Source organism: Streptococcus infantis, from assembly GCF_047463275.1.
GTDB classification, from domain to species: Bacteria; Bacillota; Bacilli; order Lactobacillales; family Streptococcaceae; genus Streptococcus; species Streptococcus infantis_AF.
Genome location: NZ_JASHEE010000001.1, coordinates 172,579 through 196,142, shown reverse-complemented (window position 1 = coordinate 196,142; position 23,564 = coordinate 172,579). Strand labels below are relative to the sequence as shown.

The 23,564-nt window shown below is 39.2% G+C and carries 23 protein-coding genes, 1 tRNA gene and 1 other annotated feature; of the genes, 3 read left to right on the top strand and 21 right to left on the bottom strand.

Annotated elements, in window-relative coordinates:
* Positions 1-18: 18 nt before the first annotated feature.
* The 6 genes from pdxT to QM923_RS00980 all read right to left on the bottom strand — a co-directional run bounded on the left by pdxT (position 19) and on the right by QM923_RS00980 (position 3,890).
* Positions 19-591: a pyridoxal 5'-phosphate synthase glutaminase subunit PdxT gene (gene pdxT / locus QM923_RS01005; RefSeq protein WP_414290535.1), complete on the bottom strand. Its 573-nt coding sequence runs from the start codon at positions 589-591 to the stop codon at positions 19-21.
* The gene (gene pdxS, locus QM923_RS01000; protein ID WP_414290534.1) at positions 592-1,467 is read right to left on the bottom strand and encodes a pyridoxal 5'-phosphate synthase lyase subunit PdxS; all 876 of its coding nucleotides are present in this window, start codon (positions 1,465-1,467) and stop codon (positions 592-594) included.
* Positions 1,468-1,605: 138 nt separating this feature from the next.
* Complete coding sequence (locus QM923_RS00995; RefSeq protein WP_006153727.1) at positions 1,606-2,238, bottom strand: Pr6Pr family membrane protein; 633 nt, start codon at positions 2,236-2,238, stop codon at positions 1,606-1,608.
* Between the two features lie 2 nt (positions 2,239-2,240).
* Positions 2,241-2,579 (bottom strand): zinc ribbon domain-containing protein YjdM, encoded by a 339-nt coding sequence (locus QM923_RS00990; protein WP_004253903.1) that lies wholly within the window; start codon positions 2,577-2,579, stop codon positions 2,241-2,243.
* Positions 2,580-2,718: 139 nt separating this feature from the next.
* On the bottom strand, positions 2,719-3,390 hold the full coding sequence (gene cmk / locus QM923_RS00985; RefSeq protein WP_006152522.1) for a (d)CMP kinase: 672 nt from the start codon (positions 3,388-3,390) through the stop codon (positions 2,719-2,721).
* A gap of 8 nt (positions 3,391-3,398) precedes the next feature.
* Positions 3,399-3,890 carry an SAG1386/EF1546 family surface-associated protein gene (locus tag QM923_RS00980; protein WP_414290533.1) on the bottom strand — a complete coding sequence of 164 codons (492 nt, stop codon included), beginning with the start codon at positions 3,888-3,890 and terminating at the stop codon, positions 3,399-3,401.
* Between the two features lie 45 nt (positions 3,891-3,935).
* Between QM923_RS00980 and QM923_RS00975 the strand changes: the two genes are divergently transcribed.
* Positions 3,936-4,139: a ferredoxin gene (locus QM923_RS00975; RefSeq protein WP_006148835.1), complete on the top strand. Its 204-nt coding sequence runs from the start codon at positions 3,936-3,938 to the stop codon at positions 4,137-4,139.
* A 250-nt stretch (positions 4,140-4,389) separates the two neighbouring features.
* On the opposite strand, the gene galE is transcribed toward QM923_RS00975, so the two are convergent.
* The 5 genes from galE to QM923_RS00950 form a co-directional block, all read right to left on the bottom strand.
* Positions 4,390-5,409, bottom strand: coding sequence for a UDP-glucose 4-epimerase GalE (gene galE, locus QM923_RS00970; protein WP_414290763.1), 1,020 nt, complete (start codon positions 5,407-5,409; stop codon positions 4,390-4,392).
* Positions 5,410-5,515: 106 nt separating this feature from the next.
* Positions 5,516-6,610 (bottom strand): NAD(P)/FAD-dependent oxidoreductase, encoded by a 1,095-nt coding sequence (locus QM923_RS00965; protein WP_414290532.1) that lies wholly within the window; start codon positions 6,608-6,610, stop codon positions 5,516-5,518.
* Between the two features lie 16 nt (positions 6,611-6,626).
* Positions 6,627-7,424: a Nif3-like dinuclear metal center hexameric protein gene (locus tag QM923_RS00960; protein WP_414290531.1), complete on the bottom strand. Its 798-nt coding sequence runs from the start codon at positions 7,422-7,424 to the stop codon at positions 6,627-6,629.
* The gene (locus QM923_RS00955; protein WP_414290530.1) at positions 7,411-8,088 is read right to left on the bottom strand and encodes a tRNA (adenine(22)-N(1))-methyltransferase; all 678 of its coding nucleotides are present in this window, start codon (positions 8,086-8,088) and stop codon (positions 7,411-7,413) included. The genes QM923_RS00960 and QM923_RS00955 overlap by 14 nt, the downstream gene beginning before the upstream one ends.
* Before the next feature lie 101 nt (positions 8,089-8,189).
* Entirely contained in the window at positions 8,190-10,526 is a 2,337-nt protein-coding gene (locus QM923_RS00950; protein WP_373075683.1) for a cation-translocating P-type ATPase, read from the bottom strand.
* A gap of 131 nt (positions 10,527-10,657) precedes the next feature.
* Here QM923_RS00950 and QM923_RS00945 point away from each other — a divergent pair, with 131 nt between their 5' ends.
* Complete coding sequence (locus QM923_RS00945) at positions 10,658-11,407, top strand: lysophospholipid acyltransferase family protein (protein ID WP_414290529.1); 750 nt, start codon at positions 10,658-10,660, stop codon at positions 11,405-11,407.
* Between the two features lie 106 nt (positions 11,408-11,513).
* Positions 11,514-11,586: transfer RNA gene (locus tag QM923_RS00940), tRNA-Thr, on the top strand.
* Between the two features lie 307 nt (positions 11,587-11,893).
* Here QM923_RS00940 and pyk read toward each other — a convergent pair.
* The 10 genes from pyk to ezrA all read right to left on the bottom strand — a co-directional run bounded on the left by pyk (position 11,894) and on the right by ezrA (position 23,545).
* Complete coding sequence (gene pyk, locus QM923_RS00935; RefSeq protein WP_414290528.1) at positions 11,894-13,399, bottom strand: pyruvate kinase; 1,506 nt, start codon at positions 13,397-13,399, stop codon at positions 11,894-11,896.
* Between the two features lie 65 nt (positions 13,400-13,464).
* Positions 13,465-14,472 carry a 6-phosphofructokinase gene (pfkA, locus tag QM923_RS00930; protein ID WP_414266106.1) on the bottom strand — a complete coding sequence of 336 codons (1,008 nt, stop codon included), beginning with the start codon at positions 14,470-14,472 and terminating at the stop codon, positions 13,465-13,467.
* A gap of 81 nt (positions 14,473-14,553) precedes the next feature.
* Entirely contained in the window at positions 14,554-17,655 is a 3,102-nt protein-coding gene (locus QM923_RS00925; RefSeq protein WP_414290527.1) for a DNA polymerase III subunit alpha, read from the bottom strand.
* Positions 17,656-17,812: 157 nt separating this feature from the next.
* On the bottom strand, positions 17,813-18,247 hold the full coding sequence (locus tag QM923_RS00920; RefSeq protein ID WP_414290526.1) for a hypothetical protein: 435 nt from the start codon (positions 18,245-18,247) through the stop codon (positions 17,813-17,815).
* 209 nt (positions 18,248-18,456) lie between these two features.
* A complete protein-coding gene (gene gloA / locus QM923_RS00915) occupies positions 18,457-18,837 on the bottom strand; it encodes a lactoylglutathione lyase (protein WP_414290525.1) in 381 nt (126 codons plus the stop codon).
* A 56-nt stretch (positions 18,838-18,893) separates the two neighbouring features.
* The gene (rplT, locus tag QM923_RS00910) at positions 18,894-19,253 is read right to left on the bottom strand and encodes a 50S ribosomal protein L20 (protein WP_000124834.1); all 360 of its coding nucleotides are present in this window, start codon (positions 19,251-19,253) and stop codon (positions 18,894-18,896) included.
* A 49-nt stretch (positions 19,254-19,302) separates the two neighbouring features.
* Positions 19,303-19,503 carry a 50S ribosomal protein L35 gene (gene rpmI / locus QM923_RS00905; protein WP_001125942.1) on the bottom strand — a complete coding sequence of 67 codons (201 nt, stop codon included), beginning with the start codon at positions 19,501-19,503 and terminating at the stop codon, positions 19,303-19,305.
* 33 nt (positions 19,504-19,536) lie between these two features.
* On the bottom strand, positions 19,537-20,067 hold the full coding sequence (gene infC, locus QM923_RS00900) for a translation initiation factor IF-3 (protein ID WP_006149857.1): 531 nt from the start codon (positions 20,065-20,067) through the stop codon (positions 19,537-19,539).
* Between the two features lie 15 nt (positions 20,068-20,082).
* Positions 20,083-20,213: a sequence feature (ribosomal protein L20 leader region), on the bottom strand.
* A gap of 86 nt (positions 20,214-20,299) precedes the next feature.
* On the bottom strand, positions 20,300-21,694 hold the full coding sequence (gene pgdA / locus QM923_RS00895; RefSeq protein ID WP_414290524.1) for a peptidoglycan-N-acetylglucosamine deacetylase PgdA: 1,395 nt from the start codon (positions 21,692-21,694) through the stop codon (positions 20,300-20,302).
* Positions 21,695-21,817: 123 nt separating this feature from the next.
* The gene (gene ezrA, locus QM923_RS00890; protein ID WP_414290523.1) at positions 21,818-23,545 is read right to left on the bottom strand and encodes a septation ring formation regulator EzrA; all 1,728 of its coding nucleotides are present in this window, start codon (positions 23,543-23,545) and stop codon (positions 21,818-21,820) included.
* Positions 23,546-23,564 lie beyond the last annotated feature (19 nt).

Here is a 23,564-nt window from a genome sequence, read left to right as displayed (position 1 = left end):
AAATCCCAACCTCTTTTTTTATTTACACATATTCATAAAGTACTGATGCAAACGAAGATCTTTTGTCAATTCAGGATGAAAGGAGGTTACCAGCATATTTTTTTCTTGAGCCGCAACGATTTGATTGTTCACAATTGCTAAAATATCAACCTCCTCACCGACACTACTGATGATCGGGCCACGAATAAAGGTCATAGGAATCTTACCAACGCCCTTACAGTCAGATTCTGTATAAAAGCTTCCTAGCTGACGTCCATAGGCATTGCGCTCTACTACTATGTCCATAGTCGCTAGATGGCTTTCCTCTTTAGAAGTGATTTGTTTTGCTAGCAAAATTAAACCCGCACAAGTACCAAAGACTGGTAAACCATTGAGAATAGCCTCTCTTAGAGGAATTAGCATCTGCTGATCTCGCAACAGTTTCCCCATGGCCGTTGACTCACCACCTGGCAAAATCAAACCTGATAGCTCACTTCGATGTTGTTGAAAATCTTCTAGGTTTCGCAGTTCAATACTTTCAACTCCTAGTTGAGCAAGCATTTTCTCGTGTTCTACAAAGGCACCTTGCAAGGCCAAGATTCCGATTTTCATCTATTTTCCTCGCTCAGCCATGAGAATTTGGATTTCATTCTCATTGATACCAACCATGGCTTCTCCCAAGTCTTCCGAGATTTGAGCCAGAATTTGAGGATTCTGATAATTGGTAACAGCCTTGACAATTGCTGCCGCACGTTTAACAGGATCACCTGACTTAAAAATCCCTGAACCAACAAACACACCTTCTGCACCTAGCTGCATCATAAGAGCAGCGTCCGCTGGTGTTGCAACCCCTCCAGCTGCAAAGTTAACAACTGGTAATTTCCCATGTTCGTGGACGTATTGAACTAATTCTACAGGTACTTGCAAGTCCTTGGCAGCAACATATAACTCGTCCTCACGGAGGTTTTGAATGCGGCGAATTTCTTGATTCATCATACGCATATGACGAACCGCCTGAACGATGTCTCCTGTTCCTGGTTCCCCTTTTGTACGAATCATAGAAGCTCCTTCAGCGATACGGCGCAAGGCTTCTCCTAGGTCTTTAGCACCACAAACAAAAGGAACTTGAAATTCTTTCTTGTCCACATGGAAACGATCGTCAGCTGGAGATAGAACTTCGCTCTCATCAATATAGTCAATCTCGATAGCTTCTAAAATCTGAGCTTCAACAAAATGCCCAATTCGAACCTTAGCCATAACTGGAATGCTGACCGCTTCTTGGATTTCCTTAATCATCTTTGGATCACTCATGCGAGAGACACCACCCGCTGCACGAATATCAGCTGGGATTCGTTCCAAAGCCATAACTGCTGCCGCACCTGCAGCCTCAGCAATTCTTGCCTGTTCAGGATTTTGAACATCCATGATGACGCCACCCTTAAGCATCTGTGCTAAATTCTTATTTAATTCATAACGATTTTCAGTCATTTTTTTCATCCTCAATAGTTGTATTGGTAGCTACAGTTTTATTGTAAGGTATAAAAGACTGCATAACAAGATAAAATAAATTGATTTGTCCGGGTACAATTATCTCTATCACAAAAAAAGCACCCACATTGGGTACTTTTATTTCTTAGATTTTTTTATACTTTTCACAAGATAAAAGAGATATCCTGAAACCATGTAGGCAACAAAGATAGTTGCTGCCCATTTAAAGACAAAGCCCCAACCATGTTTTGTAGCATTCAAAAAGAAATAAGGGAAGGGACTATCCTTAGCATTAGGGACATCCATCTTTAGAACAAAACCGTTTAAGAGGGCAAAAATCATATAAAGCAAAGGAAGGCTAGTCCAAAGCATGGGATCAACTAACTTATATTGACGACTCTTATCAAAAATAATTGTATCTGCTAAAAACCAGAGAGGGACAATATAATGACAAAGGAAATTTTCCAAACGGTAAAAATCTGTCGTCAAGGGAGCTAGCATGAAATGATAGATGACACAAGTAATCATAATACTCATAGTGACGCCACCTTTGAGACGTAGAATACCAGGACTCTGCCAACTATCACCGCCACTACGCATCTTTATCAAAAGATAGCCTGTAAAGATTACAACCAGAAGGTTAGAAAGGACTGTATAGTAGAGTAACATCCCTAAACCACCACGCTTGGTAATCTCCAAGTATACACCGGTAAAGGCTGCTATAAATAAAAAGATACGACTATAAAATATTACTTTTTCATTTTTAATCATGATTAAATCTTCTTCACAAATTCTGACTTAAGCTTCATAGCTCCAAAACCATCAATCTTACAATCGATGTTGTGGTCACCCTCTACAATACGAATGTTTTTAACGCGTGTACCTTGCTTAAGATCTTTTGGCGCTCCTTTAACCTTCAAATCTTTAATCAAGGTTACTGTATCTCCATCAGCTAATTTGTTACCATTTGCATCAATAGCAACAATGCCTTCTTCAACTTCTGCTTGTTCAGCAGGATTCCACTCGTAAGCACATTCTGGACAAACTAGAAGTGCGCCATCTTCATATACATATTCTGAATTACATTTTGGGCAATTTGGTAATTGACTCATGTTATCTCCTTAAAAAATTTATGATTATTTGAATGTCAAATTTTCTTCAACAGCAACTATTATACCTTAAAACAGACTATTTGACAAATTATGATAAAAAAACGACAAACCGAAATTCAGTTCATCGTTTTTATAGTTCTTATAAATGTTTTTGAGCTTCTGATTTAATTTTTTCAACAACTTCTAAAATAGAGAGGCCAGTCGTATCCAAATAGATTGCATCCTCAGCTTGCTTGAGAGGTGAAGTTTCACGATGACTATCTTTATAATCACGCGCAGCAATCTCTTCTTTCAAAGTTTCCAAATCTGTTTCGATTCCCTTTGAAAGATTTTCCTTGTAACGACGTTCCGCACGCTCATCTACAGATGCTACTAGAAAAATCTTCAATTCAGCCTGAGGCAAGACAACTGTTCCAATATCGCGGCCATCCATAACGATACCACCTTGTCGTGCAATTTCTTGCTGAAGGGCTACTAATTTTTCACGAACAGCTGGAATCGCTGCAAAAGCAGAAACAGCATTGGTTACTTCATTTTCTCGGATTGGATTTGTTACATCAACATCTCCAACAAAAACAAGCTGTTCTCCTGTTTCAGCGCGGCCAAAACTAATCGGGTATTGTTCCAATAATTCAAGAAGTTGGGATGGCTCATCTGGGCTAATTTGGTTTCTCAATGCGATGTAAGTCGCCGCACGATACATAGCGCCCGTATCCAGATAAGTATAGCCAAAGTCCTTAGCAATAATCTTAGCTACTGTACTTTTACCACTGGAAGCTGGCCCATCAATAGCAATCTGAATTGTTTTCATTGTAACTCCTATCTTGTCTTAAGGACATCACCAGGATTTGCAAACCAAGTTCCTGAAGACATATGACCAGGATTCAAGGCTTCAAGTTGAGCAATAGAGATTCCAGCACGAGCTGCAATGGCTGCTTCCCCTTCTCCTGCCATGACTGTAATAGTTCCTTCAGAGTCAGTATGCGCCTCTGTGTGCTCTTGTTGGTTTGTTTCTGCTTCAGTTGTCTCTGTTGACTGAGTAGTTGTAGCTACTGTTGTAACTTCTTCTACTTTTGGAGCTGAAGAATCATAAAAATCTTTCAGAGCTGAAGTACGGTCGCTTCCACCCGATGACAAGTAGACTAATACAACTATCATCCCAACAACAATGACAAAGAAAAGAACAGCCAAAACAGTTAAAACACGATTGGCAATGACACCTGAGCCTTTTTTGTTTCGTTGACGACGCTCTGTTCTTGATTCCTCTTCTTGGTTTTCATAAATATCTTCTTGCCACGGTTCCTTTTCCATACCTTACTCCTTGAGTTTTTTTTACTTTCTTATTACAATATAAATATGAAGATTAGACTTATACCTGAACGTTGCATCGCTTGTGGGCTCTGCCAAACTTATTCAGAATTATTTGATTACCATGATAATGGCATCGTCCGTTTTTACGATGAATCTGAGCAATTAGAGCGAGAAATTGCTTGCAACGACGACATTTTAGAAGCCGTTAAAAATTGCCCTACTCGTGCTCTGATTATAGATGAATCTTAAAATTTGGTGGAACATCGATCTCTAATTTCCACTCTCTCTAGTTTAGCATATTTTTCTAGAAAATTATAGTCTTTTGCTAGCTATTTTTATACAATTTTACTTTTATTTGTTCCAGCATTTCAATAATCAATAAACTGTTCTTTTAAGACATTTTTCTATCACTTAAGCACTTATCAAATTTTTTATTTCAACCACATATAAAGTTATAAAAAAAGAGGAATTACTTCCTCTTTTTTGTTTAATCAAACGATTAGTCTTCAAATCCATTTGGATGCTTACTTTGCCAACGCCATGCATCTTCACACATTTCTGTAATACCAAGTCCAGCTTCCCATCCGAGCTCTTCCTTAGCTTTTGCTGGGTCTGAGTAGCAAGCTGCGATATCACCTGGGCGACGTTCAACGATACGGTATGGAATTGGGCGCCCAACAGCTTTTTCCATATTTTGGATAATTTCAAGAACTGAGTAGCCTTTTCCAGTACCAAGGTTATACACATTAAGTCCAGAGCTTTTTTGAAGCTTCTTAAGGGCGGCAACGTGTCCTTTTGCTAGGTCAACGACGTGGATATAGTCACGAACACCTGTTCCATCTTCAGTATCGTAGTCATCTCCGAAGACTTGAACTTGTTCTAACTTACCAACTGCGACTTGTGTTACATACGGTAGAAGGTTATTTGGAATGCCGTTTGGATTTTCTCCTAGGTCACCACTCTCATGCGCTCCAATTGGGTTGAAGTAACGAAGTAAGACAACGTTCCACTCTGAATCTGCTTTATGGATATCTGTCAAGATTTCTTCCAGCATAAGCTTGGTACGGCCATAAGGGTTGGTAGCTGAGAGTGGGAAATCTTCTAGGATTGGAACAGTATGTGGATCTCCATAAACTGTTGCTGAAGAACTGAAGATAATGTTCTTACAGTTGTTTTCTTCCATTGCCTTCAAAAGGCTAACTGTACCGGCAATATTGTTATCATAGTAGGCAAGAGGGATACGAGTTGACTCACCAACTGCCTTCAAACCAGCAAAATGAATCACACCTGTTGGCTCTTCATGTTTGAAAATATCGCGAAGTGTATCTGTGTCACGAATATCTGCTTCGTAGAAAGGAATCTCTACCCCAGTGATTCTTTCGACTACTTCAAGACTTTTACGGCTACTGTTGACCAAGTTATCCACCACGACAACTTGATGTCCAGCTTGGACCAGTTCGATCACAGTGTGAGTTCCGATAAAACCTGCTCCACCTGTTACCAAAATCTTTTCTTGCATCATTTTTCCTCTATTCTTGAATTATTTTTTTCATTTTACCATTTTTGATAGGGAAAGTCATTTGCTATCCTAATCCTATCGTAAAAACTAGGTAAAAAGTTTACGATTATTTCTCTTTAATATATCTTTCAGTCGGATAATCCGCTGGATCCAAGACTCCACTTTCCCCTTGAAGCATTTGGGCTAGGTGATAGCCTATAATAGGTCCAGTTGTCAATCCTGACGAGCCTAATCCACTCGCAACAAATACTCCTGACAAGTTTGGCACTTGTCCGAAAAACGGCGAAAAATCACTCGTATAAGCACGAATCCCCACACGTTCACCACTTATCATTGCATCTTTTAAGCTAGGATAAAACGAACTTGCTGCTTCAGCCATTTGTTGGAGCAAATTCTCATCAACTACTAGGTCAAATCCCATGTCATTTTCATGGGTAGCTCCTAGAGATAATTTACCGCCCGGAAATGGTATCAAATCCCACTCACCTTCCGGCATAACTACAGGGTAAGCTCCCATGTCTTGTGGCACTTGGTAATCTCGGAGTTGCCCCTTTTGAGGACGAACGTCTACCTCATATCCTAAGGGCTCTAAGATGTGGCCAAGCCAAGCTCCTGTGGATAAGATGACTTGGTCAAACATTTGATTGTCTATCTGATAGCCCGATGATAGGGGGGTTAGACTGACCTCTTTATTTATGACCTTCACTTGACTGGCTCCCAGTAAGCGAGTCACTAGGAGTTGCCCATCTACTCGAGCTCCACCAGAAGCATAGAGTAAACGTTCAAATCCCTCTAGACCGGGAAATAGGTTACTAGCAGTCGCTTGGTCCAAAATGGCTAATTCTCCAATCAAGGGAGATTCATCTCTACGTTGCAAGGCTAGTTGATAGAGTTCCTCTAGCCTAGAGTCATCATTTTTAAGAAGAAAGACACCAGAACCTTGGTAAAAATCAACTTTTTGACCCGATTTTTCTAGGTCAGCTAATAAATCTACATAGAAATCAGCTCCTAGGCGCGCCATCTTATACCAAGCCTTATTGCGTCGTTTAGAAAACCAGGGACTAATAATTCCTGCCGCGGCCTTGGTTGCTTGGCCGTGTCCAAAATCAAAAACAGTTACTTCGATATCAGCTTCCTTAGAAAGATAGTAGGCAGCCGTTGCTCCTACAATTCCTGCCCCTACAATGGCAACTTTTTTCATAGTCTTTACCTTCTAACTAGATATGATGGAATGGATTGGTGGACGCTTGACTTGCGATAACCTCTAGAGACCAAGCATTCTCTTCCTTCCATTCGTTCAGGAACGCTGCAATTTTTTCAACAAAGAAAACTTCAATATAGTGGCCTGGATCCAGAGCCAACAAGCCGTCTGACAACATATCTTGGGCAGTGTGGTAATAGATGTCACCAGTAATGTAGACATGAGCTCCTTTTGCTAAAGCATCAGAGTAGAAAGACTGCCCACTGCCACCACAAATAGCTACTCTTGAGATTGTTTTTTGCAAATCAGTCTCTTTATAATACACCATACGAAGACTATCTAGACCAAATACTTCCTTAACATGACTAGCAAATTCTTCAAACGTTTGAGGTTTAATATTGCCAATACGCCCGATGCCACGTTCAGTACCTGTTTCCTGTAGAAAAGTTGTATCCTTAATATCCAATAGTTTGCAGAACCAGTCATTAAGGCCGTTTTCAACAATATCAATATTGGTATGGCTGACGTAGACTGCAATGTCGTGCTTGATGAGGTCGATATAAATCTGATTTTGAGGGCGACTAGCTACCAAGTCCTTTATCGGACGGAAGATAGGCGCGTGCTTAACGATAATCAAATCTACACCCTTTTCAATAGCTTCTGCCACTGTTTCTTCACGAATATCGAGGGCGACCATGACCTTTTTGATTTCTTTGTCTAGGGTACCAATCTGCAGTCCACGATTATCGCCTTCCATAGAAAATTCTTGAGGACAATAGGTTTCATAACGCTTAATCACTTCACTTGCTTTCATGGAGCACCTCCTTGATGGCTTGAATTTTATCTACTAAAACTTGACGTTCTTCATGATTTTTTTCTGGAATTTGACTAAGGGCAAATTCGAGCTTACTTGCTTCTCTTTGCCACTTTTGGACAAATACGGAGCTAAGTTCTTTAGATAGAAAAGGACCAAAACGGGTGTCACTTGCTGATAAATTCATTTCTCCAGCTTCCACTACTAGAATCTCGTAAAATTTGCCAGCTTCCTCTAAAATGCTTTCGGCTACAATCTGGAATCCATGCTCCTGTAACCAGCTACGCAACTCGTCTTCTCGGTTATTTGGTTGGAGAATCAAACGCTCAACATTGGCTAGTTTACCTAATCCCTCTTCCAAAATCGTAGCAATCAAACGACCACCCATTCCAGCAATAGTGATGACAGAGACCTGGTCACTTTCTTCAAAAGCAGCCAAACCATTGGCTAAACGAACCTGAATTTTCTCAGTCAAACCATGACTTTCAACATTTGTAACTGCAGATTGATAGGGACCTTCTACAACTTCTCCTGCAATAGCACGTTCGATATGACCCTTTTCAACTAATTCAATCGGTAAATAAGCATGGTCGCTCCCGACATCTAGTAGAACAGCTCCTTGAGGTACAAAAGAAGCCACCATTTCTAATCTCTTTGAAATCATCTTCTCTCACTTTCCAAAAGTCTATTTCCCTTTATTATACCATATTTTAGCTAGCAATCCTCCACCTAAAAAAGACCGCAATCACGGATTGCAGTCTTTCTTTATCTTTTAACTTGATAACGATTTGTCAGGATGAAAATGACAGCAAATATGACCATCATAATGCCATAGACAGGTAATGTTTGTCCTGTCAGTGTTGAAATTTCAAGCAATTTTTGAATTCTTGGAAATAGAGCTGTTCCAAGGAAGCCACCAACTGACCAAATAATCAAGAGCACACGCCACAGACTAAATGGCAAACAAGCTCTAACTACAGACATGAAACCAATCGATGCCAGTAGATAATACAGAAGTGTTGAAATTTCAATGGCTGACCAACCTTGACTGGTTCCAAAAATTTTAATAAATAGAACGCTAAAGACTACCATCAAGGCACTTGGTAAAGCTCGAAGCATGGATTTTCTGAGGAAGTTTTGTTCGACTGGCTTAATATTTCGTTCAAAAGTTAATACAAACGGTGGGAATCCTTCCACAAACTGGTCAATCATGGTAATCTGAATGGGAATGAATGGGAAAATTAATATCCATTCAGTACGTCCCAACAAAGCACTTGCAATACAGATGACTGCAAGCAAGAAGGAATAGATTGTCTTAATCAAGAAAATCGGAGCAATGTGGGCAATATTATTGACCACACGACGACCTTCAAAGAGAATCTCAGGAACATCATTGAAATCTGAATTCAAGAGGACCAGATTTGCAATCTGACGAGTTGCTGGGTCTCCTTCAGCCATAACGATGGAACAGTCTGCCTCACGAAGAGCAAGGATATCATTGACACCATCTCCTGTCATGGCAGTGGTATGACCTGCTTTTTTCAGAGTTTGTATGATTAGTTTCTTTTGATGAGGCGAGACACGTCCAAAAATCGCTGTCTCCTCAGCCATGGCAATCAATTCCTCGTCCGTGATTTTTGAACAATCTACATAGCTATGATAATCTGCAAAACCTGCTTTTTGGGCAATACTTGAAACAGTGACTGGATTATCACCAGAGATAATTTTCAATCCCACTTCCTGAGAACGAAGATAGTCTAAAGTTTCAGCTGCCCCTTCTCGGATCGGATCAAGAATCTCAAGCAAAGCCAAAGCCTGAATATCAGATGGCTTTTGTGGCTTGTGATGGTCAAGTTTTTCTTGACTGAGCGCTAATACCAAGACACGAGATCCTCGTTCAAGAGCTTCTCTAGCCTCAGGAACTTCAGCATCCAACAACATCTCCGGTGCGCCTAGAAAAACAGTTCCTAGACCTTCCAACTCCATTGCTCCCCATTTTCGATCACTAGAAAATGGAAGACTAGAAATCATCGGATAGGCTACCTCTCCCGCAAAACGCTTTCGAATAGCTTGGGCAGTTGGATTTTTATCCTCACTGTGTGCCATATAGCTGGTTAGTATTTTTGCAATAGCATCCTTGTCATAAGCCTGGGTCAGCGGAAGGACAGTCTCAACCTGCATCTTCCCTTGAGTGATGGTCCCTGTTTTATCCAAACAAAGCATATCCACGCGTGCAAGGGTTTCAACAGAATACATCTCCTGCACCAAGACCTTCTTCAAACCTAGCTTGATAACAGCGGTTAAAAGAGAGGTAATGGTCAAAAGGGCAATTCCCTTAGGCAACATTCCTAAAAGAGCTGTAGAAGAATTCACTACAGAAGACTTCAGTGGCAGACCTTTTAAGACCAAGGCTTCAAGCAAGAGAGCAATACCAAAAGGAATGATAATTTTCCCAGTAAAGCCGGCTAACTGGTCTAGCGATTTCATGATACGTGAGTTAATTGGCTTCACTGTCTTGGCTTCAAGCATGAGTTTAGCAGCATAGTTATCCGCTCCAACATGATGTACCTGAGCGAGGACAGACCCACTTGCAAGAAAGCTACCCGACAACATTAAGTCTTCTACTTCTTTTTGCACCAAGTCGCTCTCACCCGTTAACATAGCTTCATTGACTTCTGCAAAACCTTCTAACACAATCGCATCACTTGGAATCTGATCTCCTGCTGATAAGCGAATCACGTCATCCAAAACAAGTTCTTCAGGATCCAAAGCAATCTCTTGTCCATCACGAATAGTCGTAATCTTTTCTTTATTCAAGAGGTTGAGTTTATCAACCATATGTTTGGCTCGTAGCTCGGTAACAATCCCTGAAAAAGCATTAAAACAGATAACGGCAAAGAAGACCAAGTTGCTCCATGCTTGAACAAAAGCGAGTGCTAAGGCGATGGCAAAGTTTAGAGCATTGAATAAAGTAAAGACATTTCGCTTTACAATCTGCCATGTACTAGTACTAGCTGAAGCTTGGAAATCATTGACCTGTCCCTGTTTCTGACGTTCTTTTACTTCTGATTGGCTTAATCCCAACATTTTATTTTTATCCATAAACTCTATCATATCATTTTTTTTTGAATATTTCTAATTTCATATAAAAAGCTATTCCGCCTAAACAAAAAACATTTGCCTGTCCTAGTATGATAAGGTATAATAAAAGAAAGAAAACTGAAGGAGACATCATGTTTTACACTTATCTGCGTGGGCTGGTTATGTTGATTCTATGGTCAATCAATGGAAATGCTCACTTTCACAATACTGAAAAAATTCCAAATTTAGATGAAAACTATATCCTTGTGGCCCCACATCGTACCTGGTGGGATCCAGTCTATATGGCTTTTGCAACAAAACCAAAGCAATTTGTCTTTATGGCAAAAAAAGAACTCTTTTCAAATCGCATCTTTGGTTGGTGGATTCGCATGTGTGGTGCTTTCCCTATCGACCGTGATAACCCAGGTTCTTCTGCTATCAAATATCCAATTAATGTTCTTAAAAAGAGCAATCGCTCACTGATTATGTTTCCTAGTGGTAGCCGTCATTCTAACGATGTTAAGGGTGGTGTTGCTCTAATTGCGAAGATGGCTAAGGTTCGGATCATGCCTGTTACCTATACTGGTCCTATGACTCTAAAAGGGCTTGTCAGCCGTGAACGTATTGATATGAACTTCGGAAATCCGATTGATATCTCAGATATTAAAAAGATGAATGATGAGGGAATTGAGATGGTTGCAGACCGCATCCAATCTGAATTTCAACGCCTGGATGAGGAAACAAAACAGTGGCACAACAATAAAAAACCAAATCCACTGTGGTGGCTCATCCGTATCCCCGCCTTGATTCTAGCAATTATAATCGGAATTTTGACAATCCTCTTTACCTTTGTTGCAAGTTTTGTTTGGAACCCAGATAAAAAGAGAGAGCAATTACAATAGGCATATTTTCACAAGCCCAAGTTTATTACTTGGGCTTTTCCAATGAGTTACCATACTAATTAGCATATTGACAAAAGCTTAAATCTATAGTATACTTTCAAAGTAAGCTGATTTAGCTCAGTAGGCAGAGCGCATCCATGGTAAGGATGAGGTCGCCGGTTCGATCCCGGCAATTAGCATCAATTCATCAGTTCCTATTTAAGGAGCTGTTTTTTTCTTGACAAAGTATTATCTCTATAGTAGAATAAAGTCTGCGATGAGTCGATATGTAGCGAAAGCTACAATTGCGCAAAGGAGGTCATAACGCAGGAGCGGACCTTGAGAAATTGTGTGAACCAGTTTCTCACATGGAGATGCCTCTCACACTCTCTGGTTTTCCAGAGAGTTTTTTCTTTTCTTAAACAAATAGGGCCCTAGACCTTATGAAACAAAAAAGACCTATCATACAAGCTGTAAAGCCTGATATGATAGGTTTTTAATGTTAGATTAACGTACTGTACGGATACGCATTGTGTTTGTACGAACAGCTTCGCCAAGTGGCACACCTGCAACGATAACGATATCGTCACCAGATTCTACAAGACCTGCTTCAACTGCTTTACGTTCAGCGATTTCGAACATATCATCAGTTGATGATGGAGCTTCAGTCAACATTGGGATAACACCCCAGTTCAACATCAATCCACGCTCTGTCAATTCGTCGAATGTCAATGCCAAGATATCAGCATTTGGACGGTATTTAGAAATCAAACGAGCTGTGTGACCAGTCTTAGTCAATGTTACAACCAATTTGATATTCATTGAGTTAGTAGCATCTTTAACAGCTGAAGCCATAACTTCTGTCTTAGAGTTACGTTCGAAAGTATCTGAGTTCAAACGTCCATATTCGTTAAGAAGAGTTTGAGCGTTCTTGTCAATTGTAGCCATTGTTGTTACTGACTCAAGTGGGTATTTACCGTTTGCAGACTCACCTGAAAGCATTGTAGCGTCAGTTCCGTCGATAACAGCGTTAAATACGTCTGATACTTCTGAACGAGTTGCACGTGGTTTTTCAGTCATTGTTTCAAGCATGTTTGTTGCTGTGATAACAACTTTACCTGCTGCATTCACTTTAGTGATGATCATTTTTTGGTAAACTGGAACCATTTCGAATGGTACTTCGATACCCATGTCACCACGAGCAATCATGATACCGTCAGCAGCTTCAATGATTTCATCCAAGTTATCGATACCTTGTTGGTTTTCGATTTTTGCAAACAATTGAACGTGACCGTTACCAGTTTCTTCACAGATTGCACGAACTTCGTTTACGTCTTTTGCAGTACGTACGAATGAGATAGCAATAAAGTTAATACCTTGTTCCAAACCGAAACGAATATCGTCGTTATCACGTTCAGCAAGAGCTGGGAAAGGAATTTTAGTGTTAGGGATGTTCACACCTTTTTGTTTAGCGATCACACCGTCGTTTTCAACTTCAACGACAAATTCACGAGTTGCATCATCTTTTTCTACAACGCGAAGACCAAGTTTACCATCGTCAACCAATACTTGACGACCAACTTCAACGTCATCATAGATGTCAAGAGCACCAGCAACGTTCAAAGCAATCACTTCACGAGTTGATTTGATTCCTTGTTTAGTTGCAACACGGATTTTTTCACCAGTTTTGTATGAATACTCTTTAGCTTCACCTTCGAACAATTCAGTACGAATTTCTGGTCCTTTAGTATCAAGAAGGAAACCAACTTTTTTACCTGCAAGTTTTTCTGCAAGTTTAACAGTTGCCATACGTTCACCTTGTTCTTGGTGGTCACCGTGTGAGAAGTTGAAACGGAAAGTGTTAGCTCCTGCTTCAATCAATTTAGCAATGTTTTTAGCTGAAGCTTCAACGTCAAGTTTTTCACCCCAGTATCCATCTTCACCGAATTTTTTTTCACCACGGATTTCTACCGCAGGACCCAAAGTTGCAACGATTTTTACACGTTTGTTCATGATTTTGTGACTCCTTTATATAATTCGACCTTTTATGGTCATTTTACCAGATTAGTTAAAGTTGATTATGACAAGCTCTTGTTCAAGTCAGAGAGTTCAATATCAGCTTTATGAGGGTTATTAACAACGATCTTACCATCAGCTGTCAAACTAAACAAAGCTCCCTCTTCTGCAGTTCCAAGAATTGGATTTTCAACCATTTTCTCGTTACGAATACCGACAGCGACACCACCGATTCCTTGTTTAAGGAGTTTAACAGCGTGTGCACCCATACGTGACGCCAATACACGGTCACGGGCTGTTGGTGAACCACCACGTTGGATGTGACCAAGTTCAGTTACACGAAGGTCGCTTGTATCTCCAGCTTCTTTTAGTTTTTGACCAAATTCAGCCGCTGACATAACGCCTTCTGCCAAAACAATAATGTTGTGTTTTTTACCGTGTTCATAACCAGTTTTGATGCTTGCTACGATATCTTCAAATTTGAAATCTTCTTCAGGGATGATGATTTCGTCAGCACCAGTTGCGATACCTGCCCAAAGAGCGATATCTCCAGCGTTACGTCCCATTACTTCAACTACGAAAGTACGACGGTGACTTGATGATGTATCGCGAATCTTATCGATCGCATCCATTGCAGTCGTAACAGCAGTATCAAATCCGATTGTGAAATCAGTACCTACGATATCGTTATCGATTGTTCCTGGAAGTCCAATAGCAGGGAATCCATGCTCAGTCAAGCGCATAGCTCCATGATAAGAACCGTCTCCACCGATAACCACGACACCTTCGATACCGTGTTTTTTCAATTGCTCAATCCCTTTAAGTTGACCTTCGAGTTTTGCAAACTCAGGGTAACGAGCTGAGTGAAGGAAAGTACCACCACGTGAAATGATGTCTCCTACTGAAGCAGCATCAAGTGGATAAATTTCACCAGCAACCATACCAGCGTATCCATCATAGATACCAAAAACTTCCATTCCTTCTGAAATTGCTTGACGAACAACTGCACGAATGGCAGCATTCATACCAGGGGCGTCCCCACCACTAGTCAAAACAGCAATACGTTTCATTTGGTTTTGCTCCTTTTTCTTTTAACATTCTAACTGATTATACCATATTTAAAGTTAAAATTCTTTTATTTTCATTGATTTTTAACGATAAATCGTTTTCATGACAATCTGTTTTAAAGATTCTTGTAAGCCAGCGTCTTTTGCAACTAAATAACCAGGCAAAAGAATATTTTTTTGTTCATTTTCATAACGAATGATCACAGGAATTTGTCCCTTGTACTGATCTAAAATATGATAAATTTCAGAATCGTGGTCATGATTGGGAACTTGAATCCAAAAACGCTCACTCACTGCCTCTTTTAAATTGTTTAAAACTAATTGAAGACGTCCGTCCCTAGCCTGAACTTTCCCATTCAGGTAATAGAAACTTCCTTCGTGCAAAAGATTTTTAAATTGGCGGTACTGTTCAGAAAAAACAGTGACCTCCAGACTTGTTTTACTATCAGTAACTTTCAAAAAGGCCATGTTTTCACCTTTTTTAGTTCGAATCACTCGGATAGACTGAATTTCAACGAGCACTGTAGCTGTCTGCCCCTCGGAAAGCTCAGATAAACTCACAATTGGATACAAAGGATTCTTCGCTAAAACCAGCAATGGGTGTTGGCTAATTCCAACACCTAACCAATCCTGCTCTTTTTGGAATTTTTCAATATTTGAAAAGTCCTCTGTATCTGTCCAACTATAGCTAGAATCCGCAAAGAGGCTACCTAATTCTTCTACAAAGATAAATAGTGTTGGTAGATTGGTTAAGATTTTTTGACGATTTTTATCAAATCCATCAAAAAGACCTACTTCCACTAAAGGGGTTAAGAGGCTAATCTTTTGATAATTTTTGGGTAATCGTGTGATAAAATCTTCAACACTGCTAAATGGACGATGCTCGATAATCCAGTAGGCAAAATCACGAGGCATTCCCTTGATACTCTTAAGTCCTAGATGAATTGTCTTATCTGCTAGTTTATCTTGATATGGAACCGTATTGATAGAAAGCGGAGCTAATTCAAAGCCCATTTCAAGCGCATCTAGGATATAATCCCCACTGGCATAATTGAGCATGACCTGATAGAAGATTGCTGGAAAATGTGTTTTAAAGTAGGCAAGCTGAAAGGCTAAGGCAGCATAAGCATAAGCGTGCGAACGGTTAAAACCATAACCGGCAAATTTTTCCATCACGGCAAAAACTTCTTGAGCCTGTTTTTGTCCATGCCCTTTTTCGAGGGCCCCTTGGATAAAACTCTCCTCCATTCGGTGCATCTCAGCCGCATTCTTTTTCCCCATCGCACGACGTAACATATCGGCTTTCCCGAGGCTAAAACCAGCGTAACGCTGAGCTACTTGCATGACCTGCTCTTGGTAGAGCATAATACCATAAGTCGGAGCTAAGATATCTTCTAGCACAGGATCCAGAACCGTAACCTTTTCTTTACCATGTTTTCTGGCAACAAAGTTATCTATATAGTCGCTCGCTCCTGGTCGGTTCAAGGAAGTCGTCGCCACTACTTCTTCAAAATTTTGTGGTTTCACGCGTTTCAATAAGCGTATGGCTCCAGGTTGTTCAAACTGAAAGATTCCCTTGGTCTTCCCAGCTGCAAAGAGGGCTAAGGTTGCCTTATCTTCAAGATCAATATCCTCAATTCTTAGTGAAATACCTTGAGTTTCATATAAGAGCTCCTGCATTTTTTGAGCGAAGGTTAAGTTTCGTAGACCCAAGAAATCCATCTTGAGCAGGCCATTTCCTTCAACTCCATGCGCATCATATTGGGTAATCAGCATATCCTCTCCATACTTGAGAGGGATATAATCTGTTAGATTTTTATCACTGATAACGACACCAGCTGCATGGATAGAAGTCTGTCGTGGATAACCTTCAATCTTTTTGGCAATAGAGAAAGCCTTTTGGTACTCAATCTTACTCTGAATGAGTTGTCTAAAACCAAGATTTCCTTCATAGGCTGTCGTTAGAGTATCTTTAGAGCCTATTTTTTTTGTAATAGTTGTCAACTCATACTCAGGAACACCATAACGCTTGAAGATATCTCGGATGGCTTGCTTGGCTCCAAAGGTCGAGTAAGTGACAATCTGCGCAGCATGGATACTACCATAACGGTCACGAACATAACGAATAAACTCAGGGCGATAGATATCTGGAATATCAATATCGATATCTGGCATGGTGTAACGTTCACGATTCAAAAAGCGTTCAAAGATAAGATTTTTAGCTACAGGATCAATTCCAGTGATATCTAAAGCGTAGGCCACTAAACTTCCAACTGCGGATCCGCGTCCCATTCCCATATAATAACCTTGAGAACGACCAAAACGTAAAAGGTCCCAGACAACCAAGAAATAGTCATCGAATCCCATATCATGAATCACAGACAGTTCTTCTTCTAAACGTTCCTGATAGATTGAATCTAGTAAGCCTTTTTGCTTCAAGCCCTTGATAACTCTTTCCCGAAGTTCTTCAACAGCAGGTCTCTCTGGATTGAAACGTGGAAGCTTGAGACTACTATCAATCTCGTAGGAAGTATCCTTGACCAATCTTGCAAGATTATCCAGTGCGATTGGGAACTTCTCTAGAAAAACCTGTTCAAGACGTTCAGCAGGCAAAAACAAGCCCTGTTGAGATTGGACATCAACCTCTCTCAAGGTCACGTTCTCTTTAATCGCTTTAAGCATCTGTAGAGCTTCTAAATCTTCAGACTCGAAAGAGTTAACACGATAAAGAGGGAGAATGGGGTGAGAAAAATTCGATTGAGCTGTATCTGGATACACTCCTATATAGTAGTCATGCCCTAAGTCCAAGGAATCAATTTCAGGATAGTAAGGAACAATGACACAAATATCTTCAAGGTAGGAAGAGAAATCAGTCCATTCTTTTTTACCTGTCATCTTTAGAGACGACAGCTTCATCAGGTTTTGATAACCTCGGTTTGACAGGGCTAAAAAGCGTAGATTGATCCATTCATCTTTATGATGAACTGTCATCTCAAGGCCTAATAAAGGCTGAATTCCTTGTTTTTGGCATTCTTTGATAAAATAATAGGCTCCATAGAGATTATCTTCATCCATGATTCCAAGTGATGAATAGCCATATTCTTTTCCAAGGCTGACATATCTCTTGATTGAAACCATACTCTCCATGAAACTATAGACAGTTTTCGTATCCAGTTGGGCAATCATTCTTTCTCACCTCCCTTTTTCTTTTTCTATTATACCATTTTAGAAAATAGAAACACAATTTCTTTCTAATCATTAAACTAAAAAACCACTGCCTTAAAGACTATGGTTTTATGATATGAAATAAGTTCGAAGAAGAGTTGCGCCTAGCTTTTTTAACTTAGTTACTTGTATCTTTCGTTAAAAATATCCCGATTAGAACTAGGACTAGTGAGAGATAAGGGAAAACCCTAAACATCTGCCAATCCGGGTCGAATGCTAAAAGTCCTGAGAGCAAATAAGATCCCGCACTCGTGTATAAGACAGTTTTATTTACTTTCTTGATTCCTATCCAAGTTAAAAAAGTTGCTATAACGTATGCAATTAAATTAGGACCTAGAAAAATCAAGAATAAAATTCCCCATGGAGCAGTAACTAAAGCAATAGATATAAATAGAAGAATATAGGTAAGTGCCAAATAAAATGAGAAAGATAGAAGAGCCGAAGGTTTCTTGACTGCTTTTGGACCATTCTTCATATCTTCCACTGAATTATTTTCTACAATTAGTTTATCTTCTTCTTTGTTTAGTTCTACTTTTGGATTTTGGTCTGACATCTTTTTCTCCCACTAATTTGTTTAATTATTTTTATTATATCCCAATTTGTCAGATTAAGCTAGACAGAAAAAGCCATCTATGTTAGTCTCAGATAAACGCACACATTTGTCTGAAAGAAACTAACATAAATGACCTACACTACTCCCTATCAAGTTTTTCTGAGACAGGTGAGATTGTCTCGCTCAATTTGAAAAATGAGGAGTTTTTATTATTTTTCACGAATCACTTCTACCTTGTATCCATCTGGATCTTTAACAAAGTAATAGTTTGGCTGTGTTCCTGGAAGTCCATTTGGATTTGTCACTTCGTAGCCCTTGTCGCTATGTTCTTTATGAAGAGCCTCAAGGTCAGGTGTGCTTAGAGCGATGTGAGCAAAACCGTCACCTACAACATAAGGCCCATGATCGTAGTTGTAAGTCAACTCCAATTCATAATCATCACCATCAAGACCTAGATAAACAATGGTAAAAGCGTGTTCTGGGAAGTCCAGACGACGCAATTCCTTAAATCCAAAAGCATCTTGATAAAAAGCAATTGATTTTTCAAGATTTTCTACTCGCAAGCAAGTATGTAACATTTTTGAAGTCATCTTTTCTCCTTTGTTTAAAAAAGACTGGAACAAACTTGCACCAGTCTTATGAATAATTATTTACCAAGTTTTGCTTTTGCTGCATCTGCAAGAGCTGTGAAAGCTGCTGCATCGTTAACAGCCAAGTCAGCAAGCATTTTACGGTTAACTTCGATCTCAGCCAATTTCAAACCATGCATCAATTGTGAGTATGAAAGTCCGTTCATACGAGCTGCCGCATTGATACGTGTGATCCACAATTTGCGGAAGTCACGTTTCTTTTGACGACGGTCACGGTATGCATAGTAGTAAGAGTTCATTACTTGTTCTTTTGCAGTACGGAACAAGATGTGTTTAGCTCCATAGTAACCTTTTGCTAATTTTAAAATACGTTTACGACGTTTGCGTGATACAACGCCACCTTTAACACGTGCCATTTATATTTCCTCCAATATTTCCTAGAATTGTTAACTTACAAATACGCGATTATTTCAAGCGAGTAAGCATTGCTTTGATACGTTTGAAATCTCCTGAATGCACCATAGATGCTTTACGAAGATGACGACGTTGTTTCTTAGTTTTTCCGTGGAAACGGTGAGAAGTGTAAGCACGGAAACGTTTAAGTCCACCAGAACCTGTACGTTTGAAACGTTTAGCTGATGCGCGGTGTGTTTTTTGTTTTGGCATGATATTTTCTCCTTTTTTTAACTTTCTGACAGATTATTTCTTGTCAGTTGCTGGGGCCAACTGCATGAACATTTGACGACCATCCATTTTAGCACGTTGTTCGATGATAGCAATATCTTGAGTTGCTTCAGCGAAGTCGGCTAAAACTTTTGCACCAATCTCTTTATGGGTAATCATACGTCCCTTAAAGCGAATAGATACCTTTACTTTGTTTCCTTTTTCAAGGAACTTGCGAGCATTGCGAAGTTTAGTTTCGAAGTCACCCTTGTCGATAACTGGGCTCAAACGAACTTCTTTCACGGTCACAACGCTTTGTTTTTTGCGTTGCTCTTTTTGCTTCTTCTGGTACTCAAATTTGAACTTACCGTAGTCCATAATTTTCGCAACAGGAGGTTTAGCTTGAGGTTGAATGAGAACCAAGTCCACATTAGCTTCATCCGCAAGTGCTTGCGCTTCGCTTAGTGGTTTGATACCCAATTGCTCACCTTCAAGACCGATTAAGCGAACTTCGCGTACACGAATTTCATCATTGATGAATAAGTCTTGCTTTGCTATGGTTTTCACCTCTTTTTTTAGTTTAGAGAAAAACAAGAGCGGACTTGCTAACGCAAATCCGCACTACATGATTATATTTCATTTCTGAAACTTGATCTGTAGGGGCCAGACAACGTTAGTCGCAAGGCGAGAAGTTCTCACTTCTGCTTTTCTCATCTTGTATATGATATCAAGTTTTTCCCTACTTGTCAAGATAAAAATAATCTTTTTTTATTTTTTCTTTTAGTTGAATTAACTCCAACTATTGGTTACGAGAATAGTAAATTTCATGTGGTTTTACATGGTTACCTAGCAATTCAGAGACTGTAACAAAGCTATAGCCTTGTCCTTGCAGATATTCAATGACTTTTGGCAATGAGTTAACAGATGTTTGATGGATATCGTGAATGAGGATGATAGATCCATCAGTCGTTTGACGTTGGACTTCTGTCAGAATCGCTGCTTCATTTTTACTCTTCCAGTCCAAACTATCGACATCCCACATAATAAAGCTCAAATCAAGGCTATTACGAATATCGTCTGAAATAGCACCATATGGCGGACGCATTAATTTTGAGCTTTTCCCAAGGACACTTTTAATAGCATCTTCTGTATCTGTAATTTGTTTCTTAGCATCCTCTAATGAGAGTTGTGTTAAAACTGGATGGTTCCAACTATGATTTCCGACTTCGTGTCCTTCAGCCTGCATACGTTTGAGGATAGCTTCATTGCCGGCAATATTTTTTCCTTGGACAAAGAAGGTTGCTTTGATTTTGTACTTAGCTAAGATATCCAGGGCTTGTGGTGTTGTATTACCATCAGGACCATCATCAAATGTCAGAGCTACCACTTTTTTATGTTTTTCTGCTTGAACTTTTTTATAAAGTTCAACATCTTTTTCTGTTAGATAGGATGTCTGAATAAAATCAAAGAAATCTGAAATAGGCATTGCTATTTCTTCTACATTATTAGTTGCTTTGACTGGATAAAGAACTAATTGGCTATCTTTATAGGCAAACTTCAAAGTTGATAATTCTGCTTCTGATAAATCAGCTGAAACTTGATCAACCACTGATTGCTCGACTTTTTTATCCTGAAGGGTCGACTTAAGGTCTTCGAGTAATTTTTCCTTGGCTTTGCTTGCATCTGTGAATAGTTGGTCTAGCGTAAAGACGGAACCATCTTCTTTTAGATATAACTGATCCAAAGTAGTATTTTCTAATTCGACGACATTCGAATTCGCCAAATCATAAGCTTGTTTTTTAATCAATCGATTTTCAATCCCAGTTAAAGAGGATTCCCCTTTTTCTGAGTAATAAAAAATCAACTGTTCTTTACCTTCTACTTTGTCAGTGATATCTTTTACGATAAGATCCTTGACAGAGGAGATAGGGCTGTCCCCGACTAGTGGATAATAGGTGATGATTTCTGATTTCTCTTTGCGGAAATGCTCTTTTTGACTTCCCTGTGAGTAAGCATCATCTTTTTCTTTCTTGAGACTCTCAATTTTCTGTTCAAAGGCTTGCTTGTTCAGCACTTTATAGCCAATCACACTACCGAGTGCTATCATTGTGAAAAACAAAAGCAAGACAAAAATGCCAAGTTTTTTATTGTTTTTCTTCTTTACTTTATTCTGGGGTAATCTCTTTTTTGTCATAGTCTTATCATATCAAATCAGAGCTATAATTTCAATGAAAATATAGAAGAAAGTCATTTTTAATAGGAAAAGAAAAGTAAAAGAACCCTAGAAAAATCTAGGATTCTTTTATAAATTTATAAATTAGAAGCGAATACTTTCTCTTGTTTTCTCATAAGAAGTAACAAAACGGTTGGTTACTCCAGGCTCAGCAACTTCTAATGCTTGAGAGATTTTTTCGAAAGATGCTTGGTAATCAAAAGTTGTTTCAAAGATATTCAAAGCTTCTTGGAAAGCTTGTTGGATACGATCATCAAATGATCTATAACGGTTAGAATATTGAAGCAATTGTTCTGTCAATGTTGCATTTTGAACGATACTGTATGCTTCTTCTTCCAACATGTTCATATCATTTGTCGCAATCTCAAGGATACGATTGACAGATTCAATATTTACTTGTGCTTGTTCCAACTCAGCCATCAAGTCTTCTGTACTATGACTTGCATCAAAGAATAGTTTCAAGAATTTTTGTGGAATTCCTGGAAGATTTCTCTTTTCCATGTAACGTTTAATCGTATGGAGACGGTTAACGTATACATTTGCTTTTTGACGAGCATTGATATCATCTTTTTCAATCTGAACAAGACGTTCGCTGACACCGATTTGGTCATCTTCAATATCTTTCAAAGTAGATTGGAGATTTTCCAAACGTTCTTGCAAGACTGAGTATGCTTCTGAAACTTCTGATTGGTCGTTTGTCAATTCTTCGATTGTAGTGTTCAAGGCTGCAATATCTGCTTGCAGGCGACGAACACGATTTACATCACTTTCTGAAATCAAGTAAGTTTTTCCAAGACGTTCGATATCTTTAACTAGTACCTGATTGTTTTCTTTCAAGTGTTTAAGATAGGTAGGAAGGGTAGTTACCAATTTCTCAAAAGCTTTATGGGCTGCAATTTCACGAGTGAAAATATCATAAAGTGCATTGATTTCTTCTTGGATTTGAGTATTTTCATACTCTGCATTATCCAACTCCAATGTACGGATATTTTCATGATTATTCTTCAAGGCTTCATAGAGAAGTTGAAGACGAGATTCGATATCAGTTTCTACAAAATGGTAGTTTTCATCTAAAAGCTTGCGGTAACCAGCTTCTAAATCTTCAAGTTGTTCTGGCAATTCAGTAGTAAGCTTAGTGACAATCGCTGGAATTCTTTCAACGATATGTGTCAAAGCTAAAATATGATTTTCAGCGTTATCTAAAATCCCTGCTGCTTCAACCGGATCTCCCGAAGAATTCAAGGTTACAAATTGAGAAAACTCAGATTGGATGTTCTCCAATTGTTTTTCAATTTCTGGAAGAGCTTGACCATATTTTTCAGGATCTTCAGCTACAGTGTTTTGTAGTTTCTCAAATAAATCTAGGGCATGCAGAACACGTCCACTATTTTTTGACTCTTGTTTTTCCAACTCAGACAAGGCATTACGAATTGCTGCAATATCTTCTTCAACAAGTTGGATTTGACTTTCAATTTGATCAATCTGGTGCTTAGCTTTCAAGAAACGGAATGAGTTATTGTATCCTTCAGCTTCAAAGAGGTTATTCTCTATATCTGCAAAAGAGTTCAGAGACAAATCTACCCATTTTTGGTTCCATTCTCTAAAAGCAACCTGACTTTGACCAATCAGATGCATGTTTTTTACAACCTCTACCTCATCATTAACAGGAAGGTTATATAGTTCTTCTTTTTTTTCTTCTAAAGCTGCAAGTCTACTCTCATTTCGTTTACGTAGCAAAATTGCTACTGCAAAAGCAATAAGAAGCAGGACTGCAATTCCAATCAAAGTAATAATCAACTGATTATTTGACATATCAAACTCCTTTTATACA